Annotated in this window: 18 protein-coding genes and 4 pseudogenes; 3 read left to right on the top strand and 19 right to left on the bottom strand. The window is 70.2% G+C overall.

Annotated features, from left to right (window positions below):
• Positions 1-102: 102 nt before the first annotated feature.
• From HK415_RS01520 to HK415_RS01510, 3 genes and pseudogenes are all read right to left on the bottom strand, one after another.
• Positions 103-1483 (bottom strand): annotated as a pseudogene (locus tag HK415_RS01520) (efflux transporter outer membrane subunit).
• Positions 1480-4650, bottom strand: a complete 3171-nt coding sequence (locus HK415_RS01515; protein WP_171556514.1) for an efflux RND transporter permease subunit — start codon at positions 4648-4650, stop codon at positions 1480-1482. Before HK415_RS01515 ends, HK415_RS01520 begins: the two are co-directional and overlap by 4 nt.
• Positions 4651-4659: 9 nt before the next feature.
• On the bottom strand, positions 4660-5901 hold the full coding sequence (locus HK415_RS01510; protein WP_171556513.1) for an efflux RND transporter periplasmic adaptor subunit: 1242 nt from the start codon (positions 5899-5901) through the stop codon (positions 4660-4662).
• Positions 5902-6008: 107 nt separating this feature from the next.
• Here HK415_RS01510 and HK415_RS01505 point away from each other — a divergent pair, with 107 nt between their 5' ends.
• A complete protein-coding gene (locus tag HK415_RS01505) occupies positions 6009-6626 on the top strand; it encodes a TetR family transcriptional regulator (RefSeq protein WP_171556512.1) in 618 nt (205 codons plus the stop codon).
• 30 nt (positions 6627-6656) lie between these two features.
• Here HK415_RS01505 and HK415_RS01500 read toward each other — a convergent pair whose 3' ends face one another.
• The 4 genes from HK415_RS01500 to HK415_RS01485 all read right to left on the bottom strand — a co-directional run bounded on the left by HK415_RS01500 (position 6657) and on the right by HK415_RS01485 (position 8243).
• Positions 6657-7094: a hypothetical protein gene (locus HK415_RS01500; protein WP_171556511.1), complete on the bottom strand. Its 438-nt coding sequence runs from the start codon at positions 7092-7094 to the stop codon at positions 6657-6659.
• A 132-nt stretch (positions 7095-7226) separates the two neighbouring features.
• Positions 7227-7427, bottom strand: coding sequence for a hypothetical protein (locus HK415_RS01495; RefSeq protein WP_171556510.1), 201 nt, complete (start codon positions 7425-7427; stop codon positions 7227-7229).
• 143 nt (positions 7428-7570) lie between these two features.
• Positions 7571-7726, bottom strand: coding sequence for a hypothetical protein (locus HK415_RS01490; RefSeq protein ID WP_171556509.1), 156 nt, complete (start codon positions 7724-7726; stop codon positions 7571-7573).
• A gap of 118 nt (positions 7727-7844) precedes the next feature.
• Positions 7845-8243: a hypothetical protein gene (locus tag HK415_RS01485; RefSeq protein ID WP_171556508.1), complete on the bottom strand. Its 399-nt coding sequence runs from the start codon at positions 8241-8243 to the stop codon at positions 7845-7847.
• Between the two features lie 25 nt (positions 8244-8268).
• Here HK415_RS01485 and HK415_RS01480 point away from each other — a divergent pair, with 25 nt between their 5' ends.
• Positions 8269-8772, top strand: coding sequence for a cupin domain-containing protein (locus HK415_RS01480; RefSeq protein ID WP_171563065.1), 504 nt, complete (start codon positions 8269-8271; stop codon positions 8770-8772).
• Positions 8773-8921: 149 nt separating this feature from the next.
• Here HK415_RS01480 and HK415_RS01475 read toward each other — a convergent pair whose 3' ends face one another.
• Both HK415_RS01475 and HK415_RS01470 read right to left on the bottom strand, forming a co-directional pair.
• Complete coding sequence (locus HK415_RS01475) at positions 8922-9890, bottom strand: Bug family tripartite tricarboxylate transporter substrate binding protein (protein ID WP_171556507.1); 969 nt, start codon at positions 9888-9890, stop codon at positions 8922-8924.
• Between the two features lie 76 nt (positions 9891-9966).
• On the bottom strand, positions 9967-10236 hold the full coding sequence (locus HK415_RS01470) for a YkvA family protein (protein ID WP_171556506.1): 270 nt from the start codon (positions 10234-10236) through the stop codon (positions 9967-9969).
• A gap of 255 nt (positions 10237-10491) precedes the next feature.
• On the opposite strand from HK415_RS01470, the gene HK415_RS01465 reads away from it, so the two are divergent.
• A complete protein-coding gene (locus HK415_RS01465) occupies positions 10492-10755 on the top strand; it encodes a hypothetical protein (RefSeq protein WP_171556505.1) in 264 nt (87 codons plus the stop codon).
• Between the two features lie 3 nt (positions 10756-10758).
• Here the strand turns inward: HK415_RS01465 and rhmD are convergent.
• The 10 genes and pseudogenes from rhmD to HK415_RS01415 form a co-directional block, all read right to left on the bottom strand.
• Positions 10759-11945, bottom strand: a pseudogene (gene rhmD, locus HK415_RS01460) (L-rhamnonate dehydratase).
• Position 11946: 1 nt separating this feature from the next.
• Positions 11947-12267: an AtuA-related protein gene (locus HK415_RS01455; protein WP_171556504.1), complete on the bottom strand. Its 321-nt coding sequence runs from the start codon at positions 12265-12267 to the stop codon at positions 11947-11949.
• A 9-nt stretch (positions 12268-12276) separates the two neighbouring features.
• A pseudogene (locus tag HK415_RS01450) lies at positions 12277-13616 on the bottom strand (acyclic terpene utilization AtuA family protein).
• Between the two features lie 37 nt (positions 13617-13653).
• Complete coding sequence (locus tag HK415_RS01445) at positions 13654-14631, bottom strand: Bug family tripartite tricarboxylate transporter substrate binding protein (protein ID WP_171556503.1); 978 nt, start codon at positions 14629-14631, stop codon at positions 13654-13656.
• Between the two features lie 91 nt (positions 14632-14722).
• Positions 14723-16178, bottom strand: a pseudogene (locus HK415_RS01440) (amidase).
• On the bottom strand, positions 16175-17746 hold the full coding sequence (locus HK415_RS01435; protein ID WP_171556502.1) for an acyl-CoA synthetase: 1572 nt from the start codon (positions 17744-17746) through the stop codon (positions 16175-16177). The pseudogene HK415_RS01440 and the gene HK415_RS01435 overlap by 4 nt, the downstream one beginning before the upstream one ends.
• 129 nt (positions 17747-17875) lie before the next feature.
• Positions 17876-18307 (bottom strand): universal stress protein, encoded by a 432-nt coding sequence (locus tag HK415_RS01430; protein ID WP_171556501.1) that lies wholly within the window; start codon positions 18305-18307, stop codon positions 17876-17878.
• 10 nt (positions 18308-18317) lie between these two features.
• Positions 18318-19028 carry a TerC family protein gene (locus HK415_RS01425; RefSeq protein ID WP_171556500.1) on the bottom strand — a complete coding sequence of 237 codons (711 nt, stop codon included), beginning with the start codon at positions 19026-19028 and terminating at the stop codon, positions 18318-18320.
• A 142-nt stretch (positions 19029-19170) separates the two neighbouring features.
• On the bottom strand, positions 19171-20571 hold the full coding sequence (locus HK415_RS01420; protein ID WP_171556499.1) for a sensor histidine kinase: 1401 nt from the start codon (positions 20569-20571) through the stop codon (positions 19171-19173).
• Entirely contained in the window at positions 20558-21232 is a 675-nt protein-coding gene (locus tag HK415_RS01415; RefSeq protein WP_171556498.1) for a response regulator, read from the bottom strand. The genes HK415_RS01420 and HK415_RS01415 overlap by 14 nt, the downstream gene beginning before the upstream one ends.
• Positions 21233-21260: the final 28 nt, after the last annotated feature.

Raw genomic sequence — 21260 nt, 5'->3', positions numbered from 1 at the left:
GAAAATGCTGCTCGCAGTCTCCCTGCTCTCCTCCATCGCCCAGTCCCGCATCGGCCAATGGGTGCGCGCCGCGGCCATGTCGGCGCAGCGGCTCGCGCGCGACTAAGGCGTCGTCGTCCAGCCGCCGCCCAGCGAGCGGTACAGCTGCACCTGGTTCTGCAGGCGCGCCAGCCGTGCCTGCACCAGCGCCTGCTGCGCGTTGAACAGCGAACGCTGCGCATCCAGCAGGTCCAGGTAGCTGGCCACGCCGTTGTCGTAGCGCAGGCGCGCCAGCCGGTAGCGCACGGACTCCGCCTCGACCACGTTGGCCTGCGCCTGCACCTGGTCGCCATAGGTCGCGCGGCCGGCGAGGGCATCCGCCACGTCGCGGAAGGCCTGCTGCACCGCCCGCTCGTACTGCGCCACGGCGATGTCGCGCGAAGCTTCGGCAGAAGCCAGGCCCGCGCGGTTGCGCCCGGCGTCGAAGATCGGCTGCAGCAGCGAAGGCGCCACGGTGTAGCCCCACGACCCTCCCGTGAACAGCCCCGCCAGGTCGCGGCTGGCCGTGCCTATGCCCGCCGTCAGGCTGATGCGGGGAAGAAGGCTGCCCGCGCCGCGCCGATGTTGGCGTTGGCCGCGACCAGCTGCTGCTCCGCCTGACGCACGTCCGGCCGGCGCACCAGCACCTCGGACGGCAATCCGGCCGGCACGTCCGGCAACTGCACGCCTTCGGTGGTGATGCCGACCTGGAAGTCCGGTGCCACCGGCTCGCCCACCAGCAGGGCGAGCGCATTGAGGTCGGTCGCGCGTTGACGCTGCACCTGCGCCAGCGTCGCCCGCGCGGTCTCGAACAGCGACTGCGCGAGGCGGAAGTCGATCTCCGAGGAAGCGCCCGCCTCGAAGCGCATGCGCGTCAGGCGCAACGACTCCTCGCGCGTGGCCAGCGTCTGCCGCGTCAGCGCCAGCAGTTCCTCGTCAGCCGCGAGGTTCAGCCAGGTGTTGGCGACGCTCGCCACCAGGGTGATCTGCGCCGCCTTGCGCCCTTCCTCGGTCGCCAGGTATTGCGCGAGCGCCGCTTCGCCCAGGCTGGCGATGCGGCCGAAGAAATCCAGCTCCCAGCTGCTGAAGGCCACGCTGGCCTGCAGCGTGGTCGCCTGGTTGCCCTGCGTGTCGGGCGCGCGCGTGGCGCTGAGCCCTGCCCCCACGGTGGGGAAGCGGTCGGCGTTGCGGATGTCGTACTGCGCGCGGGCCTGCGCGATGTTCAGCACCGCCACGCGCAGGTCGCGGTTGTTGCGCAGCGCGCTGGCGATCAGCGAACGCAGGCGCGTGTCGGCGAAGAACTGGTCCCAGGCCAGCTCGGACGCGGGCGTGCCCTGCTGCGCCGAGGGAAAGGGAAAGGCCGGCGCCACGGGCGCCGGGGGCGCTCGTACTTCGGGATCATCGAACAGCCGGCCAGCAGCAAGGCGCCTGCCAGCGTGGAGAGCGTGCGCATGCGGGAACTCATACCTGGTCTCCGGCCGTCGCGCCGGCGGGCATCTCGCGCTGCAGTTCGTGGGTGTAGAGCTTGCGCTGGCGCTCGCTGCCCTGGAAGTAGCCGCGCACCACCACGAAGAAGATGGGCACGAAGAACACGGCCAGGCCGGTGCCCGTGAGCATGCCGCCGATCACGCCGGTGCCGATGGCGCGCTGGCTGGCCGAGCCGGCGCCGGTGGCGATGGCCAGCGGCAGCACGCCCAGGCCGAAGGCCATGGAAGTCATGATGATGGGGCGGAACCGCAGGTGCGCGGCCGCCAGCGCCGACTCGATCACGCTCTTGCCCTGCGCCTGCAGGTCCTTGGCGAACTCGATGATCAGGATCGCGTTCTTCGCCGACAGGCCGATGATGGTGATCAGGCCCACCTGGAAGTACACGTCGTTGGCGTAGCCGCGCAGCAATGTCGCCAGCAGCACGCCCAGCACGCCCAGCGGCACGACCAGGATCACCGCCAGCGGGATCGACCAGCTCTCGTACAAGGCGGCCAGGCAGAGGAACACGGCGAGGATGGCGAAGCCGTAGAGGATCAGCGCCTGCGCGCCGGCGAGCTTCTCCTCGCGCGATTGGCCGGTCCATTCGTAGCCGAAACCCTGCGGCAGCTGTCCCGCCAGGCGCTCCATCTCCTGCATCGCGGCGCCCGTGCTGTAGCCCGGGGCCGGCGCGCCCGAGATGCGCATGGCCGGATAGCCGTTGTAGCGGATGGTCTGCATCGCGCCGTTCACCCAGCGGGTGGACGCAAAGGCCGACAGCGGCACCGGCCGGCCCTGGCTGCTGACGGCATTCAGGCGCAGCAGGTCCTCCGGCTGCATGCGCGCCGGCGCGTCGGCCTGCACCACCACGCGCTGCAGCCGTCCGCGGTTGGGGAAGTCGTTGACGTAGGAGGAGCCGAGCGCCGTCGACAGCGTGCTGTTGATCGCGTCGAAGCTCACGCCCAGCGCATTGGCCTTGTCGCGGTCGATGTCCAGCTGCAGCTGCGGCGCGTCTTCCAGGCCGTCGGTCCGCACCTGTGCCAGCACCTTGCTCTGGCCCGCCAGGCCCAGCAGCTGGTTGCGCGCGGCGATCAATGCCTCGCGGCCGTTGCCGCCGCGGTCCTGCAGGCGGAAGGTGAAGCCCGAAGCCGTGCCCAGCTCGGGAATCGGCGGTGGCGACAGCGGGAAGATGAAGGCGTCGCGGATGCCGGAGAGCGCGCCGAAAGCGCGACCCGCCAGTGCCTGCGCCGACTGGCCGTCCCCGGTGCGTTCGTCCCAGGGCTTCAGCGTCACGAAGGCGAGCGCCGCGTTCTGGCCTTGGCCCGAGAAGGAGAAGCCCAGCACGCCGACCATGCTCTGGACTTCCGGCTGCTTGAGCACCCAGGCCTCCACCTGCTCCATCACGGCGCGCGTGCGCTCCACGGTGGCGCCCGGCGGAAGCTGCACGTTGACCAGCATGTTGCCCTGGTCCTCCTGTGGCAGGAAGGAGGTGGGCAGGCGCGTGTAGATCAGCGCCGCGACGGCAGCGATCACGCCATAGATGATCAGGTAGCGTGCCGCGCGCCGCAGCATCCGCGCCACCACCATCTCGTAGCCCTTGGCCGTGCGCAGGAAGAAGCGGTTGAAGGCGCCGAAGAAGCCGCGCTTTTCCTCGTGGTGGCCGGCGGCCACCGGCTTGAGCAGCGTCGCGCACAGCGCCGGCGTGAGCGACAGCGCCATGAAGGCGGAGAAGGCGATCGACGCCACCATCACCGCCGCGAACTGGCGGTAGATGTTGCCGGTGGAGCCCGCGAAGAAGGCCAGCGGCACGAACACCGAGATCAGCACCACGGTCACGCCGATGATGGCGCCCTGGATCTGGCCCATGGCCTTGCGCGTCGCCTCGCGCGGCGGCAGGCCCTCGTGGCTCATGATCCGCTCGACGTTCTCCACCACCACGATCGCGTCGTCCACCACGATGCCGATCACCAGCACCATGCCGAACATGGTCAGCACGTTGATCGAGAAACCCAGCGACAGCAGCGCCGCGAAGGTGCCCAGCAAGGCCACCGGCACCACCAGCGTCGGGATGATGGTGTAGCGCCAGTTCTGCAGGAACAGGAACATCACCAGGAACACCAGCGCCACCGCTTCCAGCAGCGTCACCACCACCTGCGTGATGGAGATCCGCACGAAGCGCGAGCTGTCGTAGGGGATGTCCCATTTCATGCCGCGCGGGAAGTAGGGTGCGAGTTCCCCCATGCGCTTGCGGATCGCGTCGGCGGTCTCCAGCGCGTTGCCGCTGGGCGCCAGCTGCACGCCGATGCCGGTGGACGGCTTGCCGTTCAGGCGCGCGGAGGTCGCGAAGTTCTGCGCGTTGAGCTCCACCCGCGCGACGTCCTTCAGGCGCACGGTGGAGCCGTCGGTGTTGGCGCGCAGCACGATGTTGCGGAACTGTTCCACGGTGCCCAGCTGGCCGTTCACCACCACGGTGGCGGCGATGCCCTGCCCGGCCACGTTCGGTAGTTCGCCGATCGAGCCGGAGGACACCTGCGCGTTCTGCGCGCGGATGGCCGCGGTGACTTCGGCCGCCGACATGTTGAAGCCGACCAGCTTTTCCGGATCGATCCACACGCGCATCGCCGCCTCGGTGCCGAACAGCTGCGCCTGGCCGACGCCCGGGATGCGCTGGATCTCCGGCAGCACGCTGCGCGAGGCGTAGTCGCCCAGGTCCACCGGCGTGAAGTTGGGATCGTCGGAGGACAGGATGGTGAACAGCAGGAAGTTGGAGCGCGACTTCTCCACCCGCACGCCCTGCTGCGTCACGGCGGACGGCAGGCGCGGCGTCGCGCGCGAGAGCCGGTTCTGCACGTCCACCTGCGCCAGGTCCGGATTGGTACCGGGCTGGAAGCTCAGGGTGATCTGGCCGGTGCCGTTGGCCTGCGTGACCGACTCCATGTAGATCAGGCCGGGCGAGCCGTTCATCTCCTGCTCGATCACGCTGATGACGCTTTCCTCCAGCGTGCGCGCGGAGGCGCCGGGGTAGGCGGCCGACACCACGATGGCGGGCGGCGCCACCGGCGGGTATTGCGAGATGGGCAGCTGCGTGATCGCCACGCTGCCCAGCACGATGATGAACAGCGCGATCACCCACGCGAAGATGGGGCGGTCGATGAAGAACTTGGCCATGCGGCGTCCTCAGCCCTTCTTCGCCTGCGACGCGGCCGAGGCAGGCGCGGAGGCCGCAGCCGCCGCGGACGGTGCCGGCGCGCTCGCGGCCGGTGCGGCGGCCCCTGCCGCCACCCAGGGCACGGGCTTGACCGGCGCGTTGGGACGCAGCTTCTGGAAGCCGTCGACCATCACCTTCTCCCCGGGCTGCAGGCCTTCGAGCACGACCCACTGGCCGTTCTGCGAGCCGCCCACCTTCACCGGGCGCGGGCTCACCTTGCCGTCGGCGGCGACGACCATCACGCTGTCGCCCTGGGGCGAGCGCGTCACCGCCTGCTGCGGCAGCAGCATCGCGTTGGAAGCCTTGGCCTGTTCCAGCCGCACGCGCACGTACATGCCGGGCAGCAGCATCGCGCGCGGATTGGGCACTTCGGCGCGCAGCGTGACCTGGCCGGTGGCCTGGTCCACGCTCAGGTCCGCGAACAGCAGCTTGCCGGGCATGCTGTGCTCGGTGCCGTCTTCCGGCATCACGCGCACCTGCGCGCCTTCGGCACCCGCGCGCTTCAGGCGCCCCTGCTCCAGCGCGCGCCGCAGGTTCATCACCTCGCCCACCGGCTGCGTGAAGTTCACGTACAGCGGATCGATCTGCTGCACCACGGCCAGCGGCGTCGCTTCGCCCTGGCCCACCAGCGCACCCTCCGTGACCAGCGAGCGGCCGATGCGGCCGGAGATCGGCGAGGTGACGGAGGCGTAGCCGAGGTTGATCTCCGAGCTGCGCAGCGCGGCGCGGGCGGCGGCGACGTCGGCCTCGGCCTGCTTCTCGGCGGCGACCGCGTTGGCGTATTCCTGCTTGCTGATCGCGTTGGCCTCCACCAGCGGGCGGTAGCGCTGCGCCAGCGCCGCGGCCTGCGCATGGCTGGCCAGGGCCTTGGCGACGTTGGCCTGCGCGCTGGCGGTGGACGCGGCAAGCGAAGACGAATCGATGCGGTACAGCACCTGCCCCGCGCGCACGTCGCTGCCTTCGCGGAACAGGCGCTGCTGCACGATGCCCGCCGCGCGGGCGCGCACCTGCGCCACGCGCGAGGGCTCGAGCCGGCCGGGGAGCTCGGTGACCAGGCCGATGTCCCCCATGGCGACGGTGACCACGCCGACTTCCGGCGGCGGCGGCGCCGCGCCGGCCTGCTGGGAAGCGGTGCTGTTGCCCTGCCCGCATGCGGCCAGCAGCAGCGGGACGAGGACGAATGCGAGAGCGTGCGGCACGCGGACAGCCATGGGATTGCCTGTTTGCTGTGAGGAAAGGAAAAGACGACGAAGGCCCGTACCGCGGCCCGGAGCAAGCGGCGTAGTATACATACAGGATTGAATGTATAGTCGCCCCCATGGTCCGACGCTCCAAGGAAGACGCCCTCGCCACCCGCAGCCAGCTGCTGGATGCGGCGGAGCGCGTGTTCCTGGCGCAGGGGGTCGCCGGGACCTCGCTGAACGACATCGCCGAAGCGGCCGGCACCACCCGCGGCGCCATCTACTGGCACTTCAAGGACAAGGCCGACCTGTTCAACGCGATGATGGACCGGGTGGTGATGCCCCTGCAGAGCGCCATGGAATTGGTCGGCGAGTCGGCCGATGAGGATCCGCTGCCCGGGCTCAAGCGCGCCCTGCGTTACGCGATGCGACAGACGGCGACCGATCCGCAGACGCGCCGCGTCTTCGAGGTGGCGACGCACAAGGTGGAATACGTGGACAGCCTGTGCGCGGTGCGCATGCGGCACCTGCAGACGCGCGACCTGCACACGGAGCAGTTCCGCCAGGTGCTGCTCAGGAGCGCGGCGGCACGCGGCGTGCGCCTGCCGGTCCCGGCCTCCGTTGCGGCCCATGGGCTGCATGCCCTGGTGAACGGCCTGATCCAGAACTGGCTGCTGGACCCGGCCGCCTTCGACCTGGAAAGCACCGGCGCCCGCGCGGTGGACACCTACCTGCACGGGCTGGGGCTCGACTAGCGGCGGCAAGGGGCCGCCGCTGGGCCAGGGTCAGGACTTCTTGGCGGCTTCCTTGGCCGGCTTGGCCGCGGCGCGGATGTCCGCCTTGGCCTTGCTGTGGGCCGTCTTGGCGTCCTTCTTGCAATCGGCCATGGCCTTGCCCTTCTGGTCTTCGCACTTCTCCTTGGCGACCTCGTAGGTCCCCTCGGCCTTCATCAGTGCGAGCTTCTCGTCGGCCTTCGGGCCGGGCTTGTTCTGCGCATCGAGCTCGGCCTTGGCGATCTTCTCCTTGGCCTTCGCTTCGGCCTGGCAGATGTCCTTGGCGTTGTCCTTCATCGCCAGGCAGGCCTTCTTGTCGGCCTTGGCGGTTTCCTCGATCTTGTCCTTGGCGCTCTTGTACGCATCCTTGCTCATCGCGTCGGCGGCGGCCGCGCTGCCGGCGAAACCGAACGAGAGGGTGAGCGCGAGTGCGATCAGGTGCTTGCTCATGCTGGAGTCCTTTTCTGTGAGAGCAGCGGAAGCTGCATCCCTAGCAACGGATCGCAGCCGCCTGCGGACTGTCATCCGCATTGCGCAGGGCTTGTCGGCGATGGACTACGGGGTGCAACGGCCCAGCGGCGATCAGGACTTGCCGGCCGCAGCCTTGCCCTTGGCGCCTTCGCCGAAGATGCCGCCGGTGGCGTCCACCTTCTCCACGCGCGCCTGGCGGATCGCCGCTTCCCTGGCGGCCTTGGCGTCCTTCTCGCAGCGCTTTTCCGCCTTGCCCTTGAGCAGGTCGCACCTGGCCCGCGCGACTTCGTAGTGCGCCTCCGCCGTGGCCACCTTCGCCTCGGCAACGGTTTCGGGACTCGGCTTGTAGCGCGCCTCGAGCCGGGCCTTCTCCGCCTTCTCGCGGCCCTCGGCCTGCGCATCGCAGACCTCGCGCTTGTCGCCCTTGAGCGACTGGCACAGCTTCTGGTCGGCCTTCAGCGCGCCTCGATGCGCGCCTTGGCGGCCTCGTACTGCTGCTTGCCCATCGGCGCGGCGGACTTGCCCAATGCCGGGTTGCCGGGTGCCGCCAGGACGCCGGCGGACAAGGCGAAGCACAGGGCCGCGGCCCCGCTCATGAAAAACCTGTTCACGGAACTTCCTCTCTGCCGCAAGCCTAGGGCCGCGGGCATGGCCGCGCAGGCGGCACGGCGACGGTTCGGCATGTAGGAAGGAACGCAGTGTCCGCGTGCGGCCCGGACGACAGGTCCTTCAGGGCTGTGTGTCCACCACCAGTTCCGGGCGCAATTCGCGGATGCGTTCTTCCACGTAGTAGCCGCCGTATTCGGTGTAGCGCAGGAAGGGCCGGCCGCACTGCACGCATTGCCAGGCGTCGCAGCGGTTGTAGGGGAAGAAGGCCGGCGCGATCGGTGCCTCGGCCGACCAGCCGTTGGTACCGCCGGGGTGGTATTCGGCCAGCGTCGGGTCCTCGACCTCGGGCCGGCGCACCGTCCCGACCTTGCGCAACCCGTCGCGCTCGAAGCCGCCGGGCATCGCCTCCCAGCCGGGCGCCCGGATGGCAGCGCACTGCGCGCAGGCCGCGCGGGAATGGCCTTCGCCCAGCCGCTTCAGGCCCGCCGCGTCCAGCAGCGGCACGGAGTTGTCAGTCATGACCGCATTGTCGTACGCTGCCCGCATGAGCGATCCGCACCACGACCACGACCATCCCCACGAACACGACGCCAGGTGGAAGCACGACGGCGTGCGCGTGATCCCCGGCAACCAGCTGGATCCCAACACCGCGCAGACCCCGGGCATGGACCGCAAGGCCGCCATCAACTTCGCGCGGGTCGGCGCGCAGAAGCTCTGGGCCGGCACCGTCACCATCCACGCCAACGCCAAGACCGGCGCGCACCACCACGGCCACCTGGAAAGCGTGATCTACGTGGTGAAGGGGCGCGCGCGCATGCGCTGGGGCGAGCACCTGGAATTCACGGCGGAGGCGGGGCCCGGCGACTTCATCTACGTGCCGCCCTACGTCCCGCACCAGGAGATCAACGCCAGCCCCACCGAGGCGCTGGAGTGCGTCCTGTGCCGCAGCGACGGCCAGGCGGTGGCGATCAACCTGGACATCGAGCCGGTGGAAAAGCCGGAGCAGGTGCTGTGGGTGGATCCCACGCATCCGCATGGCGGGGTTTGAACGTCGGGTGCATCCGGACCGACGGTGCAGGATCGGGACGAGATTGTCCGACTCGGCGAAGTAAAGGAGGAGGCGCGGGCTTGCCCGCGCCGGGGGACATTCGCAGAGGCGGACAGTCTCGTCCCGATCCGGTTCTCAGGCACGAGGCCCTATTGCGGTTCGATCTTCGCGTCCCGGATCGCCTTCGCCCACTTGGCCGTTTCCAGCTGCGTGCGGCGTGCCAGGGATTCCGGGGTGCCGGGTTCGACGGCGAAGCCGATGGGGGCGAACTTTTCCTGCAGTTCCTTGCTGCTGGCGGCGGCGTTGATCGCCTGGTTCAGCCTGGCGACGATGTCGGGCGGCGTGCCCGCCGGCGCGAACATGGCGAAGTAGGCGATCAGTTCGTAGTCCTTCAGGCCCAGTGCCTCGTTCACCGTGGGGAGTTCGGGAATCGCGGGCGAGCGCTTGGTGGAGGTGACGGCCAGGCCACGGATCTTGCCGGCCTTCACCTGCGGCAGCATCACCGCGAAGTCCGCCGTGAACAGCATCACCTGGCCGCCGATCAGGTCGGTCATGGCGGCCGGGCCGCTCTTGTACGGCACGTTGGTCATCTGCACGCCGGCCATGCTGGCCAGCATCTCGGTGGACACCAGCTGCGAGGTGCTCGCGCTGGCGAAGGTGACGTGGCCGGCCTTGCTCCTGGCCAGCGCCACCAGCTCGCGCAGGTTCTTGGCCGGCACGTCGTTGTTCACCGCCACGATCAGCGGCACCGAGCCCATGTAGCCCAGCGGCGCGAAGGCCGTGTCCTGGTTGTAGGGCAGCTGCTTCATCAGGCTCTTGAGCGCCGCGTTGGTGCTGTTGGTGCCGATCAGGATCGTGTAGCCGTCGGGCGCCGCCTTGGCCACTTCCGCCGCGCCCAGCATGCCGTTCACGCCCGGCTTGTTGTCGACGATGATGGTCTGGCCGAGCGTCTTGGACATCTCGGCGACGAAAGCGCGGCCGATCTGGTCGGTGGCGCTGCCCGGGGCGAAGGGGACCACCGCGCGGATCGGCTTGCTCGGCCAGGCCTGCGCGAAGCCGGCGCTGGCGAACAGGGACGCGGCGGCCAGGACGGCCAGGGAGAGGAAGCTGCGGCGCACGGGTGGTCTCCTTATGGGTATCGCCCGCGATTCTAGGGCGGACCCCGTCCGCCCCCGGAAGCCCCCTCCCCCGCGGTCAGCGCACGCGGCCGACGGCGCGCGCGATCTCCACGGGCAGCCGCTTGAGCAGCGCCCGGATCGCCAGCGGCACCAGCACGATGTCGTCCACCACGCCCAGTCCCGGGATGAAGTCCGGGATGATGTCGATCGGCGAGACCACGTAGATGACGATCAGGGCCGCACCGAGCTTCAGCCAGCCGGGCGCCGCCGGATGGCGCAGCGCCGCCCACAGTTGCCGCGCGTCACCGCGCACGACAGTCCACAGCAGCGTCAGGCGTTTGAACATGGGCAGCTTCTCCAGTGTGGCCCCGGCGGGGCCGTGCGGTCCGTACATGCCATCGTCGCGCCGCGCTGCAAGGGGCGCAAGGGGGCGTTACATTCCCCTGCCCATGACGAAGTCCGGTAACGTGAAAATTCGCGCCTTGGCCGCCCTGGCGGTCGTGCTCCTGCTGGCGCTGGGGGCCTGCTGGCTGCCGAGTGGCGCTGGCGATCGACCCACGCGCTCGTCCAGCCTGCCGCCGCGTCCGGCGACGGCGCCTGGGTGGCGGAGGTGCGCGAGGTGCCGGAAGCGCAGGTGCTGGCCGAGGGCGCGCACGGCGTGTTCGTCGGCCGGGCCGGGACGCAGCTGCGCAGCCTGAAGCCGGGACTGGTCTTCGTGGCCTCCTGCGACGCGATCACGCCGCGCTGGTTCACGCCGCGCCGGCTGGTGATCGAGTGCGACCTGCGCTCCGGCGAGCCCGTGCTGCTGCGCAACTTCGTGGACGACGTGGTGATCGAGCTGGCGATCAACCGGCGCTTCGGCTGAGCGTCAGCGCGGATAGGGACGGTGCAGCTGGCAGTCGGGGTTCAGGCGCACGCCGAAGCCCGGCTTGTCCAGTGCCGAGGCCTTCATGCGGCCGTTGACCGGCACCGGTTCGTCCAGCAGCTGGGGTGGAACATGGGCACGATGCGGTCGGCGGCCGGCGACATGTTGAGGAACTCCGCGAACGGGCTGTTGTGGCGCGTGATGACGAAGTGGTAGCTGTAGACCGAGGAGCCGTGCGGCACCACCAGCTTGCCGTGCGCGTCGGCCAGCGCCGAGATCTTCAGCAGCTCTGTGATGCCGCCGCACCAGCCGACGTCGGGCTGCAGGATGTCGCAGCAGCCCATCTCCAGCAGCATGCGGAAGCCCCAGCGCGTGGCTTCGTGTTCGCCGGTGGTCACCAGCAGGCCGGGCGGCACCTTGCGCCGCAGCTCCGCGTAGCCCCAGTAGTCGTCGGGCGGCAGCGCCTCCTCGATCCACTTGAGGCCGGACTGTTCCCAGGCCGCATGCGCCAGGCGCGTCGCGTACTCCACGTCCAGGCTCATCCAGCAATCGAGCATCAGCCAGAAGTCGGGGCCGCAGCGCGCGCGCATGTCGGCCAGCTGCGCCAGGTTCTTCTTCAGGCCCTCGTCGCCTTCGGCGGGCCCGTGGTGCAGCGGCATCTTGCCGCCCAGGAAGCCCTGCTCCCTGGCGAAGTCCGGCCGCGCGGTCGTCATGTAGAACTGCAGTTCGTCGCGCACCGGCCCGCCCAGCAGCGCATGCACCGGCTCCTGCCGCACCACGCCCAGCAGGTCCCACAGCGCGAGGTCCACGCCGGAGATCGTGTTCAGCACGATGCCCCGGCGGCCGTAGAACAGCGTGGCGTGGTACATCTGGTCCCACATCTTCTCGATGTCGGTGACCTTCTGGCCTTCGAGGAAGCGCGCCAGGTGCTTCTCCACGATCCAGCAGCCGATCTCGCCGCCGGTGGTGACGGCGAAGCCGACGCTGCCGTCGCTGGCCTCGATCTCCACCACCAGCGTGCCCAGCACGTTCAGGCCGAAGCTCTGGCGGCTCTGCCGGTACTGCGGGTACTTCGCCATCGGCGTGGCGATGTGGTCGTCGATCCAGTGGCCGGCGTCCTGGTCGTGGTAGTCGGCCCCTGCGCCGCGCAGGGTGAAGGCGCGCACGTGGCGGATGGTGGGTGTGTTCATGTCAGCCTTGCCCGGGGATCGTCATGGCCAGCAGGTGGAAGGACAGGGCCTTGCCGTGCATGTCCAGGTTCAGCGAATCGTTGACGCCGCCATCGAGCACCTCGTCCAGCACGAAGTTCATCGCGCCCAGCCTGGGCAGCAGGTAGCGCCGCACGCCGGTGGGATGGCGGTGCGCGAACCAGGCGGCGACGCGCTCCGGCGTCACCTGTTCTGCCAGCAGCGCGTAGTCCTCGTCGCGGTAGGCGATCAGGCTGATGTTGATGGTGTTGCCCTTGTCGCCGGTGCGCGCATGGGCCAGGTCGTAGAGCGGGATCTGCGCCATCGCGTCTCCTCAGGCGAGTTGCCAGCTGGCGGGGACCAGCTCGCGCGGCACCAGGCAGGCGCGGCTGGACAGGCGCTGGCGCTTGGCCGTGCGCACGCCGCCGCCGCCCGCCGGCCCGCCGGTCCACAGCGCGGTGACCTCGCGCAGCAGGCGGTCGATGCGCTCCATGTCCCCGTGGCGGCTCGCCGCCCGCAGGCGCACGTCCATCGCCTGCCCGCGCGGCTGGCGCGCGAGCATCTCGCCATCGTCGTCCGCGAAGATGCTGCTGACGCCGATCAGGTCGCAGCGCAGCGGCATGTCCGCGCCCAGCCGCTTCTTCATCATGTCCATGGCCAGGCGCGCGCGCGCTTCCGCGTTCGGGCCGGCATAGGAGATCTCCGCCTCGCCCAGCCAGCCGCCGTCGAAGAAGGCCAGCACCTTGAGCGTCGTCGTGCGCGGATGTCCTTTCACGCCCGAGAGGCGAACACGGTCCGGCCCCACCTGCTCCACCGAGGCCTGCGTGATGTCGGCGACCACGTCGGGCGTGACGTACGCAGCGGGGTCGTGCACCTCGTACAAAAGCTGCTCCTTGACCGTGCGGCAATCCACCAGCCCGCCGGTGCCCGCGGCCTTGCCGACGATGCAGCTGCCGTCGGCGGCGATCTCCGCGATCGGGAAGCCGATGTTCTCGGTGCCGGGCACGTCCTTGCGGCCGGGATCGGCGAAGTAGCCGCCGGTGACCTGGGCGCCGCACTCCAGCAGGTGCCCCGCCATCGTGCCGCCGGCCAGGCGGTCCCAGTCGGTGGCGCTCCAGCCGAAATGGGCGACGGCCGGGCCCAGCACCAGCGAGGGATCGGCCACGCGCCCGGTCACCACCACCTGGGCACCGGCGCGGATGGCGGCGGCGATTTCCATCGCGCCCTGGTAGGCGTTGGCGCAGACGAAGCGCGCCGCGTCGAAGTCCGCGCCCAGGCGCTCGCGCACGATGCCGCGCGCCTCCTCGCCGGACAGGTCGTCGCCCTCGACCACGCCGATGCGGGGCGCGGCCAGCCCGAGCTCCGCGGCGAGGCGCCGGATCGCGTCGGCCGCGCCGCGGGATTCGCCGCGCCGAAGTTGCCGACGATGGTGATGCCGTGCGCGAGGCAGTCGGCCAGGATGGGACGCAGCTCCTGCTGCAGCAGCGGCTCGTAGCCCAGCGCCGCATCCCGGCGGCGCGCCAGCTGCTGCAGGGCCAGCGTGCGCTCCGCCAGGTTCTCGAAGATCAGCGCGGCCGGCCCGCCGCGTTCGACCAGCGTGCGCACCACGGGCGGCGCGGCGTCCGTGCGGTCACCGGAGAAGCCGGCGCCGCAACCCACTGCGAGTGTTTCCATGCAGCGATTCTCGCTTGCGGGCGGCGCGCGCGCTCCCTTACTCCGCCGTGATCTTGCGTTCGCGCACGATCGCGCCCCACTTGGCCGACTCCTTGCGCATGAAGTCGGTCAGCTCGCTGCGCGCCGTGGGATGCGGCGTGAGGCCGAGCTTGCCGAGGGCCTCGCGCACCTCGCGGTCGTTGAGGACCTTCACGATCTCCTGGTTCCAGCGGTCCAGGATGGGCGTGGGCGTCTTCGCCGGGGCGACGAAGGCGTACCAGTTCAGCGCCTCGAAGCCCGGGTAGCCCGACTCGGCGACGGTGGGAATGCTGGGCATGTAGGCCGGCCGCACGAGGCCGGTGGTGGCCAGCGGCGTGAGCTTGCCGCTTTCGATGTGCGGCAGCGCCGTCGGCGGCGCCGCGAAGTAGCCGGTGAAGCGGCCGGCCAGCAGGTCCTGCATGGCGGGCGCGCCGCCCTTGTAGGGCACGTGCAGCATCTCCGCCTTGATCGCCTGCGCGAACAGTTCGCCGGTGAGGTGCGAGGCCGAGCCGGACCCGGTGGAGGCGAAGGACACCGCATCGGCCTGCTTGCGCGCGGCCGCCACGAAGTCGGCCAGCGACTTGATGCCCGAATTGGCGTTCACCACCAGCACGTTGGGGAAGTGCACGCCGCCCGACACCGGCGCCAGGTCCTTGAACGGGTCGTAGGGCAGCTTCATCATGTGCGGCGCGATCGTCAGCGGGCCGATCGATCCGAACAGCAGCATGGAGCCGTCGGTGGGCCCGTTGGCCGTGAGCTGGTGCGCGATGTTGCCGCCCGCGCCCGCCTTGTTGTCCACCACGATGGTCTGGCCGACGTTCTCGCCGAGCTTCTTGGCGATCAGGCGTGCGGCGGCATCGGCGGCACCGCCGGGAGCGAAGCCCACCATCATGGTGACCGCCTTCTTCGGCGGGAAGTCCTGGGCGTGGCCGGCGCCCGCGAGCGCAAGGGCGGACAGTCCCAACAGGCCGGCGCGCAGCAGCTGGCGCTTGTTCATGCGAAGTCTCCTCAATGGCTGGAGCCCCGCATTGTGCTTCCTGTACGGGCCCGGGCGCCTCCGAGGCAACCCGCGTCCCGCGCGACCGCGCTCAGGCCAGCCGCGCGACGGCCGGCGGCCGCTGCCCATGCCAGGGCGCGATGCGCTCCCAGGCGCGCGCCAGGGCCAGCACGCGCAGGTCGGAGCGCGCCGGGCCCGCGAGCTGCATGCCCATGGGCAGGCCCTCGCCGTTGAAGCCCACGGGCACGCTGGCCACGGGCAGGCCCGCGAGCGTGAAGGGCGTGACGATCTCCATCCAGCGGTGGTAGGTGTCCATCGCCACCCCGGCAATCTCGTGCGGCCAGTGCTGTTCCGCAGGGAAGGGAAAGACCTGCGCGGTGGGCGCCACCACGTAGTCGTAGCGTTCGAACAGCCGGCGGAACGCATGGTAGACCGCGGTGCGCTGCACGGTCGCCTGGTACAAGTGCGCGGCGGTGAGCTGGAAGCTCTGTTCGACCTCCCACTGCGCCTCCGGCTTCATCAGTGCGCGCAGGCGCGGCTGCGCGTGGATCGCGCCCAGCTTGCCGCCCACCAGCATCTGGCGCAGGCGCAGCCAGGCGCTCCAGTTCACTTCGCGCGCGACGTCCAGCGTGCACGGCTCCACGGTGAAGCCCTCGCCTTCCAGCCTGCGCAGCGCCGCTTCGCACAGCTCGCGGATGCCGGGCTCCAGGGGCAGGTCCGGCCAGAGGCTGCCCAACCAGCCGATACGCCTGCCCGGCTCGCAGCCGATCGGGTCCTCGCCCGCCGGGTCCGGCAGCACGTCGGCCAGCGACAGCGGCGCCCGTTCGTCCCAGCCGCCGATGGTGCACAGCAGGCGAGCCACGTCCTCGGTGGTGCGGCCCATCGGCCCTTCGGTGCCCAGCTTGCTGGAAGAAGGCGTCTTCCGCTGGGACCGCCGGCACGCGGCCGCGCGAGGGCCGGAAGCCCACCACGTTGTTGAAGGCGGCGGGATTGCGCAGCGAACCGCCCATGTCGCTGCCGTCGGCCACCGGCACCATGCCCAGCGCCAGCGCCACGGCGGCACCGCCGCTGCTGCCGCCGGCGGATCGCGTGGCGTCCCAGGCGTTGCGCGTGATGCCGAACACGTTGTTGAAGGTGTGCGATCCGAGCCCGAACTCCGGCGTGTTGGTCTTGCCGATCACGATCGCGCCGGCCTTCTTCATGCGCTGCACGAACAGCGCATCGGCCGTCGGGACGCGCTTGCCGATGGCCAGCGAGCCCTGCGTCGTCGGCAGGCCGGCCACGTCGCTCAGGTCCTTCACCGCCACCGGGAAGCCGTGCATCCAGCCGGTGATCTCGCCACGCGCGAGCGTCGCGTCGCAGGCGTCCGCCTCCGCCAGCAGTTCCTCGCCGTCGCGCAGCGACACGATGGCGTTGTGGACGGGGTTCAGGGCGGCGATGCGGGCGAGGCTCGCCTGCATCAGTTCGCGGCAGGACACTTCGCGCGCGGCGACGCGGCGCGACAGGGTCGTGGCATCCAGCAGCAGCAGGCCGGCGGCAGTGGTCACGCGCTGCCCTCCGCGAAACGTTGCTGGTAGCGCTGGCGCAGCTCGCGCTTGAGGAGCTTGCCGCTGGGATTCTTGGGCAGCGCGTCGGTGAAGACCACTGCTTTCGGCGCCTTGAAGCCCGCGAGCGCGTTGCGGCAATGCGCGAGCACCTCGTCCTCGCTGAGCGCCTGGCCCGGCTTGGGCACGACCACCGCCACCACGGCTTCCACCCAGCGCGGATGGGGCACGCCGACCACCGCCACTTCCGACACCTGCGGCAGCCGGTAGATCGCCTCCTCCACCTCGCGGCTGGCCACGTTCTCGCCGCCGGTCTTGATCATGTCCTTCTTGCGGTCCACCACCGTGATGAAGCCTTCATCGTCGATGGTGGCGAGGTCGCCCGAGTGGAACCAGCCGCCCTCGAAGGCGGCGCGCGTGCGCTCGTCGTCGTGGAAGTAGCCCAGCATCAGGTGCGGCGAGCGGTGCACGATCTCGCCGATCTCGCCCGGCTGCACGTCGCGCATGGCGTCGTCGACCACGCGCGTCTCCACGTTGAGCACCGCGCGGCCGCAGGAGCCGGGCTTGCGCAGCTGGTCCTCGGGGCCGAGCATGGTGGCCAGGGGCGCGATCTCGGTCTGGCCGTAGAGGTTCCAGAAGCCCACGTCCGGCAGGCGGCGCGCCAGTTCGCGCAGCACCTCCACCGGCATGATCGATGCGCCGTAATAGCCCTTGCGCAGCGAGGACAGGTCCACCTGGTCGAACAGCGGCGAGCGCAGCAGCGAGATCCACACCGTGGGCGGCGCGAAGAAGGAGGTGATGCGGTGCTTGGCGATCAGCGGCAGCAGGTTCTCCGGCGTCGGCTTGGCGGTGACGATGCTGGTGCCGCCGACATAGATCATGGGTCCCAGGAACACGTCGAGCTGCGCGCAGTGGTACAGCGGCAGCGCATGCAGCATGATGTCGCCGGACGCGATGCTGGCGTCGACCGCGCAGCTCGCGTACTGCCAGATCACCGCATCGTGGGTGAGCATCGCCCCTTTCGGCATGGACTCGGTACCGCTGGTGTAGACGATCTGCGCGAGGTCCTCGCCCTTCAGGTCCACCGGCGGCGGCGTCTCACGCGTCTCGACCAGTTCGTCGAAGCCCGTCATGCCGGCGACCGGCTGCGTGGGATCTTCCGAGGGCAGCCAGATGAACTGCCGCACCCGCGTGTCCAGCGCAGCGGCGCTGCGCGCGAGCTCGGCCAGTCCCGAATCGGTGGCCAGCACCGCGGCGCCCGCGTGCCGCAGGATGTAGGCGACCTCTTCGGCCTTGAGCATGAAGTTGATCGGCACCAGCACGGCCCCGAGGCGCGCCAGCGCGAAGCGCAGCGCGGCGAAGCCGTGCGAGTTGCGCGCCAGCACGGCCACGCGCGCGCCCTTGGCGATGCCCATGCGCGCGAGCCCCGCCGCCAGCCGGTCCGTGAGCGCATCGAATTCGGCGAAGCTCCAGCGCGTGGCGCCGCACTCGATCGCGGTCTTGCGGGGAAAGCGCTTGGCACTGCGGCGCAGCAGGTCGGCCAGGGTCTGGCGGCGGATGGCGGTGTCCACGGGATCTCCTTGGTGTCGCCGTATGGTGCCCCAGGCGCCGCCGCCGCGGGGCCATGGACTTCCCCATGGCGGCGCCGCGCAAGAAAAAAAAAGCGGCCCGCAGGCCGCCTTCATCCGGTCGGGCGCGACTCAGGAACCGAGCACCTGGTAGGCCGTTCCCGGGCCGAGCAGGTGGCGCACCTGCTCCGCCAGCGAGCCGAACATCCGGCCGGCGAGGCTGGGACCTTCCTCGCCGAACAGGATGCGGTCGCAGCCGAACTCGCGCGCGGCCTGCGCGATGGTCTCGGCGCTGCGGCCGATCAGCACCGTGCTGGTGTAGGGCACGCCGCCCGCATCCAGCAGGCCCTGCGCGAACTTCAGTTCCTCGGCGCCCTCCTCCAGCTGCATCTTCTGCAGCTCGCGGGTGCCGAAGAACATGGACACGTGGCCCGACAGGCGAGGCTGCACGCGCACCAGGCGGATGCCCACGAATTCCTCGCGCCAGATGCGCACCGCCTGTTCGACGGCCGACCGGGTCCGCGCCGGGCTGTGGGGGTCCACGGCGATCAGGATTTGCCTCATGGCAGCCCCCTCACGCGGCCTGGTCGGCGGGAGCACCTTCCCGGGCGCCTTCCCGGCGGCCACGGCTGCCCAGGTACTTGCCGACGCCCACCACCATCGCCGCGCCCAGCGCCGGCAGGATGTTGTGCAGGTAGTGATGCTTCTCGATGAAGTCGTGGATCGCGGGATCGGTCAGGAACATCTCGCCGGCCACCCAACCGAGCAGGCCCGCGCCCAGGGTGATGATGACCGGGAAGCGGTTCATCAGCTTCAGGATGATCTTGCTGCCGAAGATGATCAGCGGGATGCTGATCACCAAGCCGAACACCAGCAGCGGCACGTTGCCCTTGGCCGCGGCGGCCACGCCGATCACGTTGTCCAGGCTCATCACCAGGTCCGCGATGATGATGGTCTTGATGGCGGCGGCGAGGTTGGAGTTGTCGTCCATGTGCTCCTCCTCGTCCTCGCCCTTGAGCAGGCCGACGCCGATCCACAGCAGCAGCGCCGCGCCGATCAGTTTCAGGTAGGGGAGCGTGAGCAGGTAGACGGCGAAGAAGGTCAGGATCACGCGCAGCACGATCGCGCCGACGCTGCCGAAGATGATCGCGTTGCGCTGCTGCTTCGGCGGCAGCGAACGGCAGGCCAGCGCGATCACGACCGCGTTGTCCCCCGACAGGACGATGTTGATCAGGATGATCTGCGAAAGGGCAACCCAGAACTCCGGGCTGGACAGGAAGGCCATTGGTTTGTCTCCTCGATGGATGCGGAATCCGGTTTCGGTTCCGACCTCCGGGAGGCTACGCAGGCGCGCTGTCGCCTTCATGGACGCCAGCTGTCGGCCAGCTGAACGCCGGGTGACGGCGCCGTCAGGTGCGGCGCGCGGGTCAGGCGTGGCGCAGCCGGAACAGCACGCTGAAGGTGTTGCCGACCCCGTCGACGTCCTCCTCCAGCTCGATGCGCGCCTCGTGCAGGGTGGCGATCTCGCTGACGATGGCCAGCCCCAGGCCGCTGCCGTCCTCCTGCGTCCCCAGCAGCCGGTGGAAACGCTCGAAGATCCGCTGGCGCTCCTCCACCGGGATGCTGGGGCCGTCGTCGCTGATCGCCAGCCGCGCGTGCCCGTCGCCCGTGTCGCTGGCGCGCACCGTCACCCGGCCGCCCGGCGGGCTGTAGCGGATCGCGTTGTCCACCAGGTTGTTGATCAACTCGCGCAGGCGGTCGCGGTCGGCGGCGATCATGAGCGGGTGCTCCACGCCCTCGAAGCCCAGGTCGATGCTGCGCTTGATCGCATGCGGCACCCAGTCCATGCCGACTTCCAGCGCGAAGGCGTTCAGGTCCAGCGGCTGCAGCTGCACGGTGTCGAGCGCCCCCGGCTCGTTGCGCGCCAGCGAAAGCAGTTGGCGCACCAGGCGCGACAGGCGGTCGGCGCTGATGTAAAGCTGCGCCAGCGAGTGGCGCACGCGCTCCGGATCGCTCTCGCGCAGCGCCAGTTCGATCTGCGCCTTCAGCCCGCTGACCGGCGTCTTCAGCTGGTGCGCGGCGTCGGCCACGAAGCGGTTCTGGAAGTCGAAGGTCTTGCCCAGGCGGGCCATCAGCTCGTTGACCTCGTCGACCAGCGGGCGGACTTCGCCGGGCACGTCGTGGGTGTCGATGGGACTCAGGTCCAGGTGCGAGCGGTCGGACACCGCGTGGCGCAGGCGCTGCAGCGGTTGCAGGCCGCGCGACACGCCGATCCAGACCACCGCGGTGGCCAGCAGGATCAGCAGCAGCTGCGGCACCACCACGCTGGCCAGCATCTCCAGGGCCAGGCGCTTGCGCTTGTTCAGGGTCTCGGCCACCTGCACCTGCACCATGGGCGCGCCCGCCGCCTCGTTGATCGGCATCCAGGCAGCGACCATGCGCACGCGCTCGTCGCGCACGCTGTCCTCGTAGAAGCGCGGGTCGGCGCCGCGCCCCGGGGCCAGGCGCGCGCGCGGCAGCGAGGGGTCGCCCCCGAGCAGCCCGCCGTCGGGCGCGTCCACGCGGAAGAACAGGCGGTCCTGCGCATCGGTCAGCAGCACGTTGGCCGTCGCCTCCGACATCTCCAGGCGCGGCCGGCCCGCCTCGCCGGGGCGCGCGTGCAGCACGATCTCGCGCGCGATCTCGTGCAGCGCGCGGTCGTAGGCGAGGTTGGCGAAACGCTGCGACACCCAGTAGGCGGCCGCGGTGTCCAGCACCAGCAGCAGCAGCAGCGGACCCAGCAGCCAGGCGAGCAGCTTGCGCTGCAGGCGCGGCTCAGCCTTCCGCATCGCCGCGTTCCATCAGGTAGCCCATGCCGCGCACCGTGCGGATCTCGATGCCCAGCGGCTCGAACTTCTTGCGCAGGCGGTACACGTACACCTCGATCGCGTTGTCGCCCACCTCGTCGCCCCAGCCATAGAGGTGGTTGACCATCTGCTCCTTGCTGACCACGCGGCCCTCGCGCATCAGCAGCAATTCGAGCACGGCCAGTTCGCGCGGCGACAGCTCCAGCGGCTTCTTGTCGTAGAAGACCCGCCGGCCGACCGTGTCGAAGCGCAGCAGGCCGTGTTCCAGGTAGGGCGTGGAGTTGGTGCCCCGGCGCAGCAGGGCGCGCACGCGCGCCTCCAGCTCCGGCAGGTCGAAGGGCTTGGCCAGGTAGTCGTCGGCGCCCAGGTCCAGGCCGCGCACGCGGTCTTCCAGCGTGTCGAAGGCGGTGAGCATCAGCACCGGCATGGTGGACTTGCGCCCGCGCAGGCGCTTGAGCACGTCCAGGCCGCTCAATCCCGGCAGGCCGATGTCGAGGATGCAGAGGTCGTAGATGGCGAGCGCCAGCGCGTGGTCGGCCTCCTCCCCCGTGGACACGATGTCCACGGCATGGGCGGACTGCACCAGCGCGCGGGAAAGCGCGTCGGCCAGGACCTTGTCGTCTTCGACCAGCAGGATGCGCATGGGAGGGGATGCTAACGCGTCCTCCGTG

Source organism: Ramlibacter montanisoli, assembly GCF_013087525.1.
GTDB lineage: Bacteria > Pseudomonadota > Gammaproteobacteria > Burkholderiales > Burkholderiaceae_C > Ramlibacter > Ramlibacter montanisoli.
Note: the sequence above shows the minus strand (reverse complement) of the source record. Positions and strands in the feature narration are given on the sequence as shown.

Coding starts and splice junctions, on each gene's coding strand:
- HK415_RS01515 (WP_171556514.1), bottom strand. CDS start 4,650: ATGGCCAAGTTCTTCATCGACCGCCCCATCTTCGCGTGGGTGATCGCG.
- HK415_RS01510 (WP_171556513.1), bottom strand. CDS start 5,901: ATGGCTGTCCGCGTGCCGCACGCTCTCGCATTCGTCCTCGTCCCGCTG.
- HK415_RS01505 (WP_171556512.1), top strand. CDS start 6,009: ATGGTCCGACGCTCCAAGGAAGACGCCCTCGCCACCCGCAGCCAGCTG.
- HK415_RS01500 (WP_171556511.1), bottom strand. CDS start 7,094: ATGAGCAAGCACCTGATCGCACTCGCGCTCACCCTCTCGTTCGGTTTC.
- HK415_RS01485 (WP_171556508.1), bottom strand. CDS start 8,243: ATGACTGACAACTCCGTGCCGCTGCTGGACGCGGCGGGCCTGAAGCGG.
- HK415_RS01480 (WP_171563065.1), top strand. CDS start 8,269: ATGAGCGATCCGCACCACGACCACGACCATCCCCACGAACACGACGCC.
- HK415_RS01470 (WP_171556506.1), bottom strand. CDS start 10,236: ATGTTCAAACGCCTGACGCTGCTGTGGACTGTCGTGCGCGGTGACGCG.
- HK415_RS01455 (WP_171556504.1), bottom strand. CDS start 12,267: ATGGCGCAGATCCCGCTCTACGACCTGGCCCATGCGCGCACCGGCGAC.
- HK415_RS01445 (WP_171556503.1), bottom strand. CDS start 14,631: ATGAACAAGCGCCAGCTGCTGCGCGCCGGCCTGTTGGGACTGTCCGCC.
- HK415_RS01430 (WP_171556501.1), bottom strand. CDS start 18,307: ATGAGGCAAATCCTGATCGCCGTGGACCCCCACAGCCCGGCGCGGACC.
- HK415_RS01425 (WP_171556500.1), bottom strand. CDS start 19,028: ATGGCCTTCCTGTCCAGCCCGGAGTTCTGGGTTGCCCTTTCGCAGATC.
- HK415_RS01420 (WP_171556499.1), bottom strand. CDS start 20,571: ATGCGGAAGGCTGAGCCGCGCCTGCAGCGCAAGCTGCTCGCCTGGCTG.
- HK415_RS01415 (WP_171556498.1), bottom strand. CDS start 21,232: ATGCGCATCCTGCTGGTCGAAGACGACAAGGTCCTGGCCGACGCGCTT.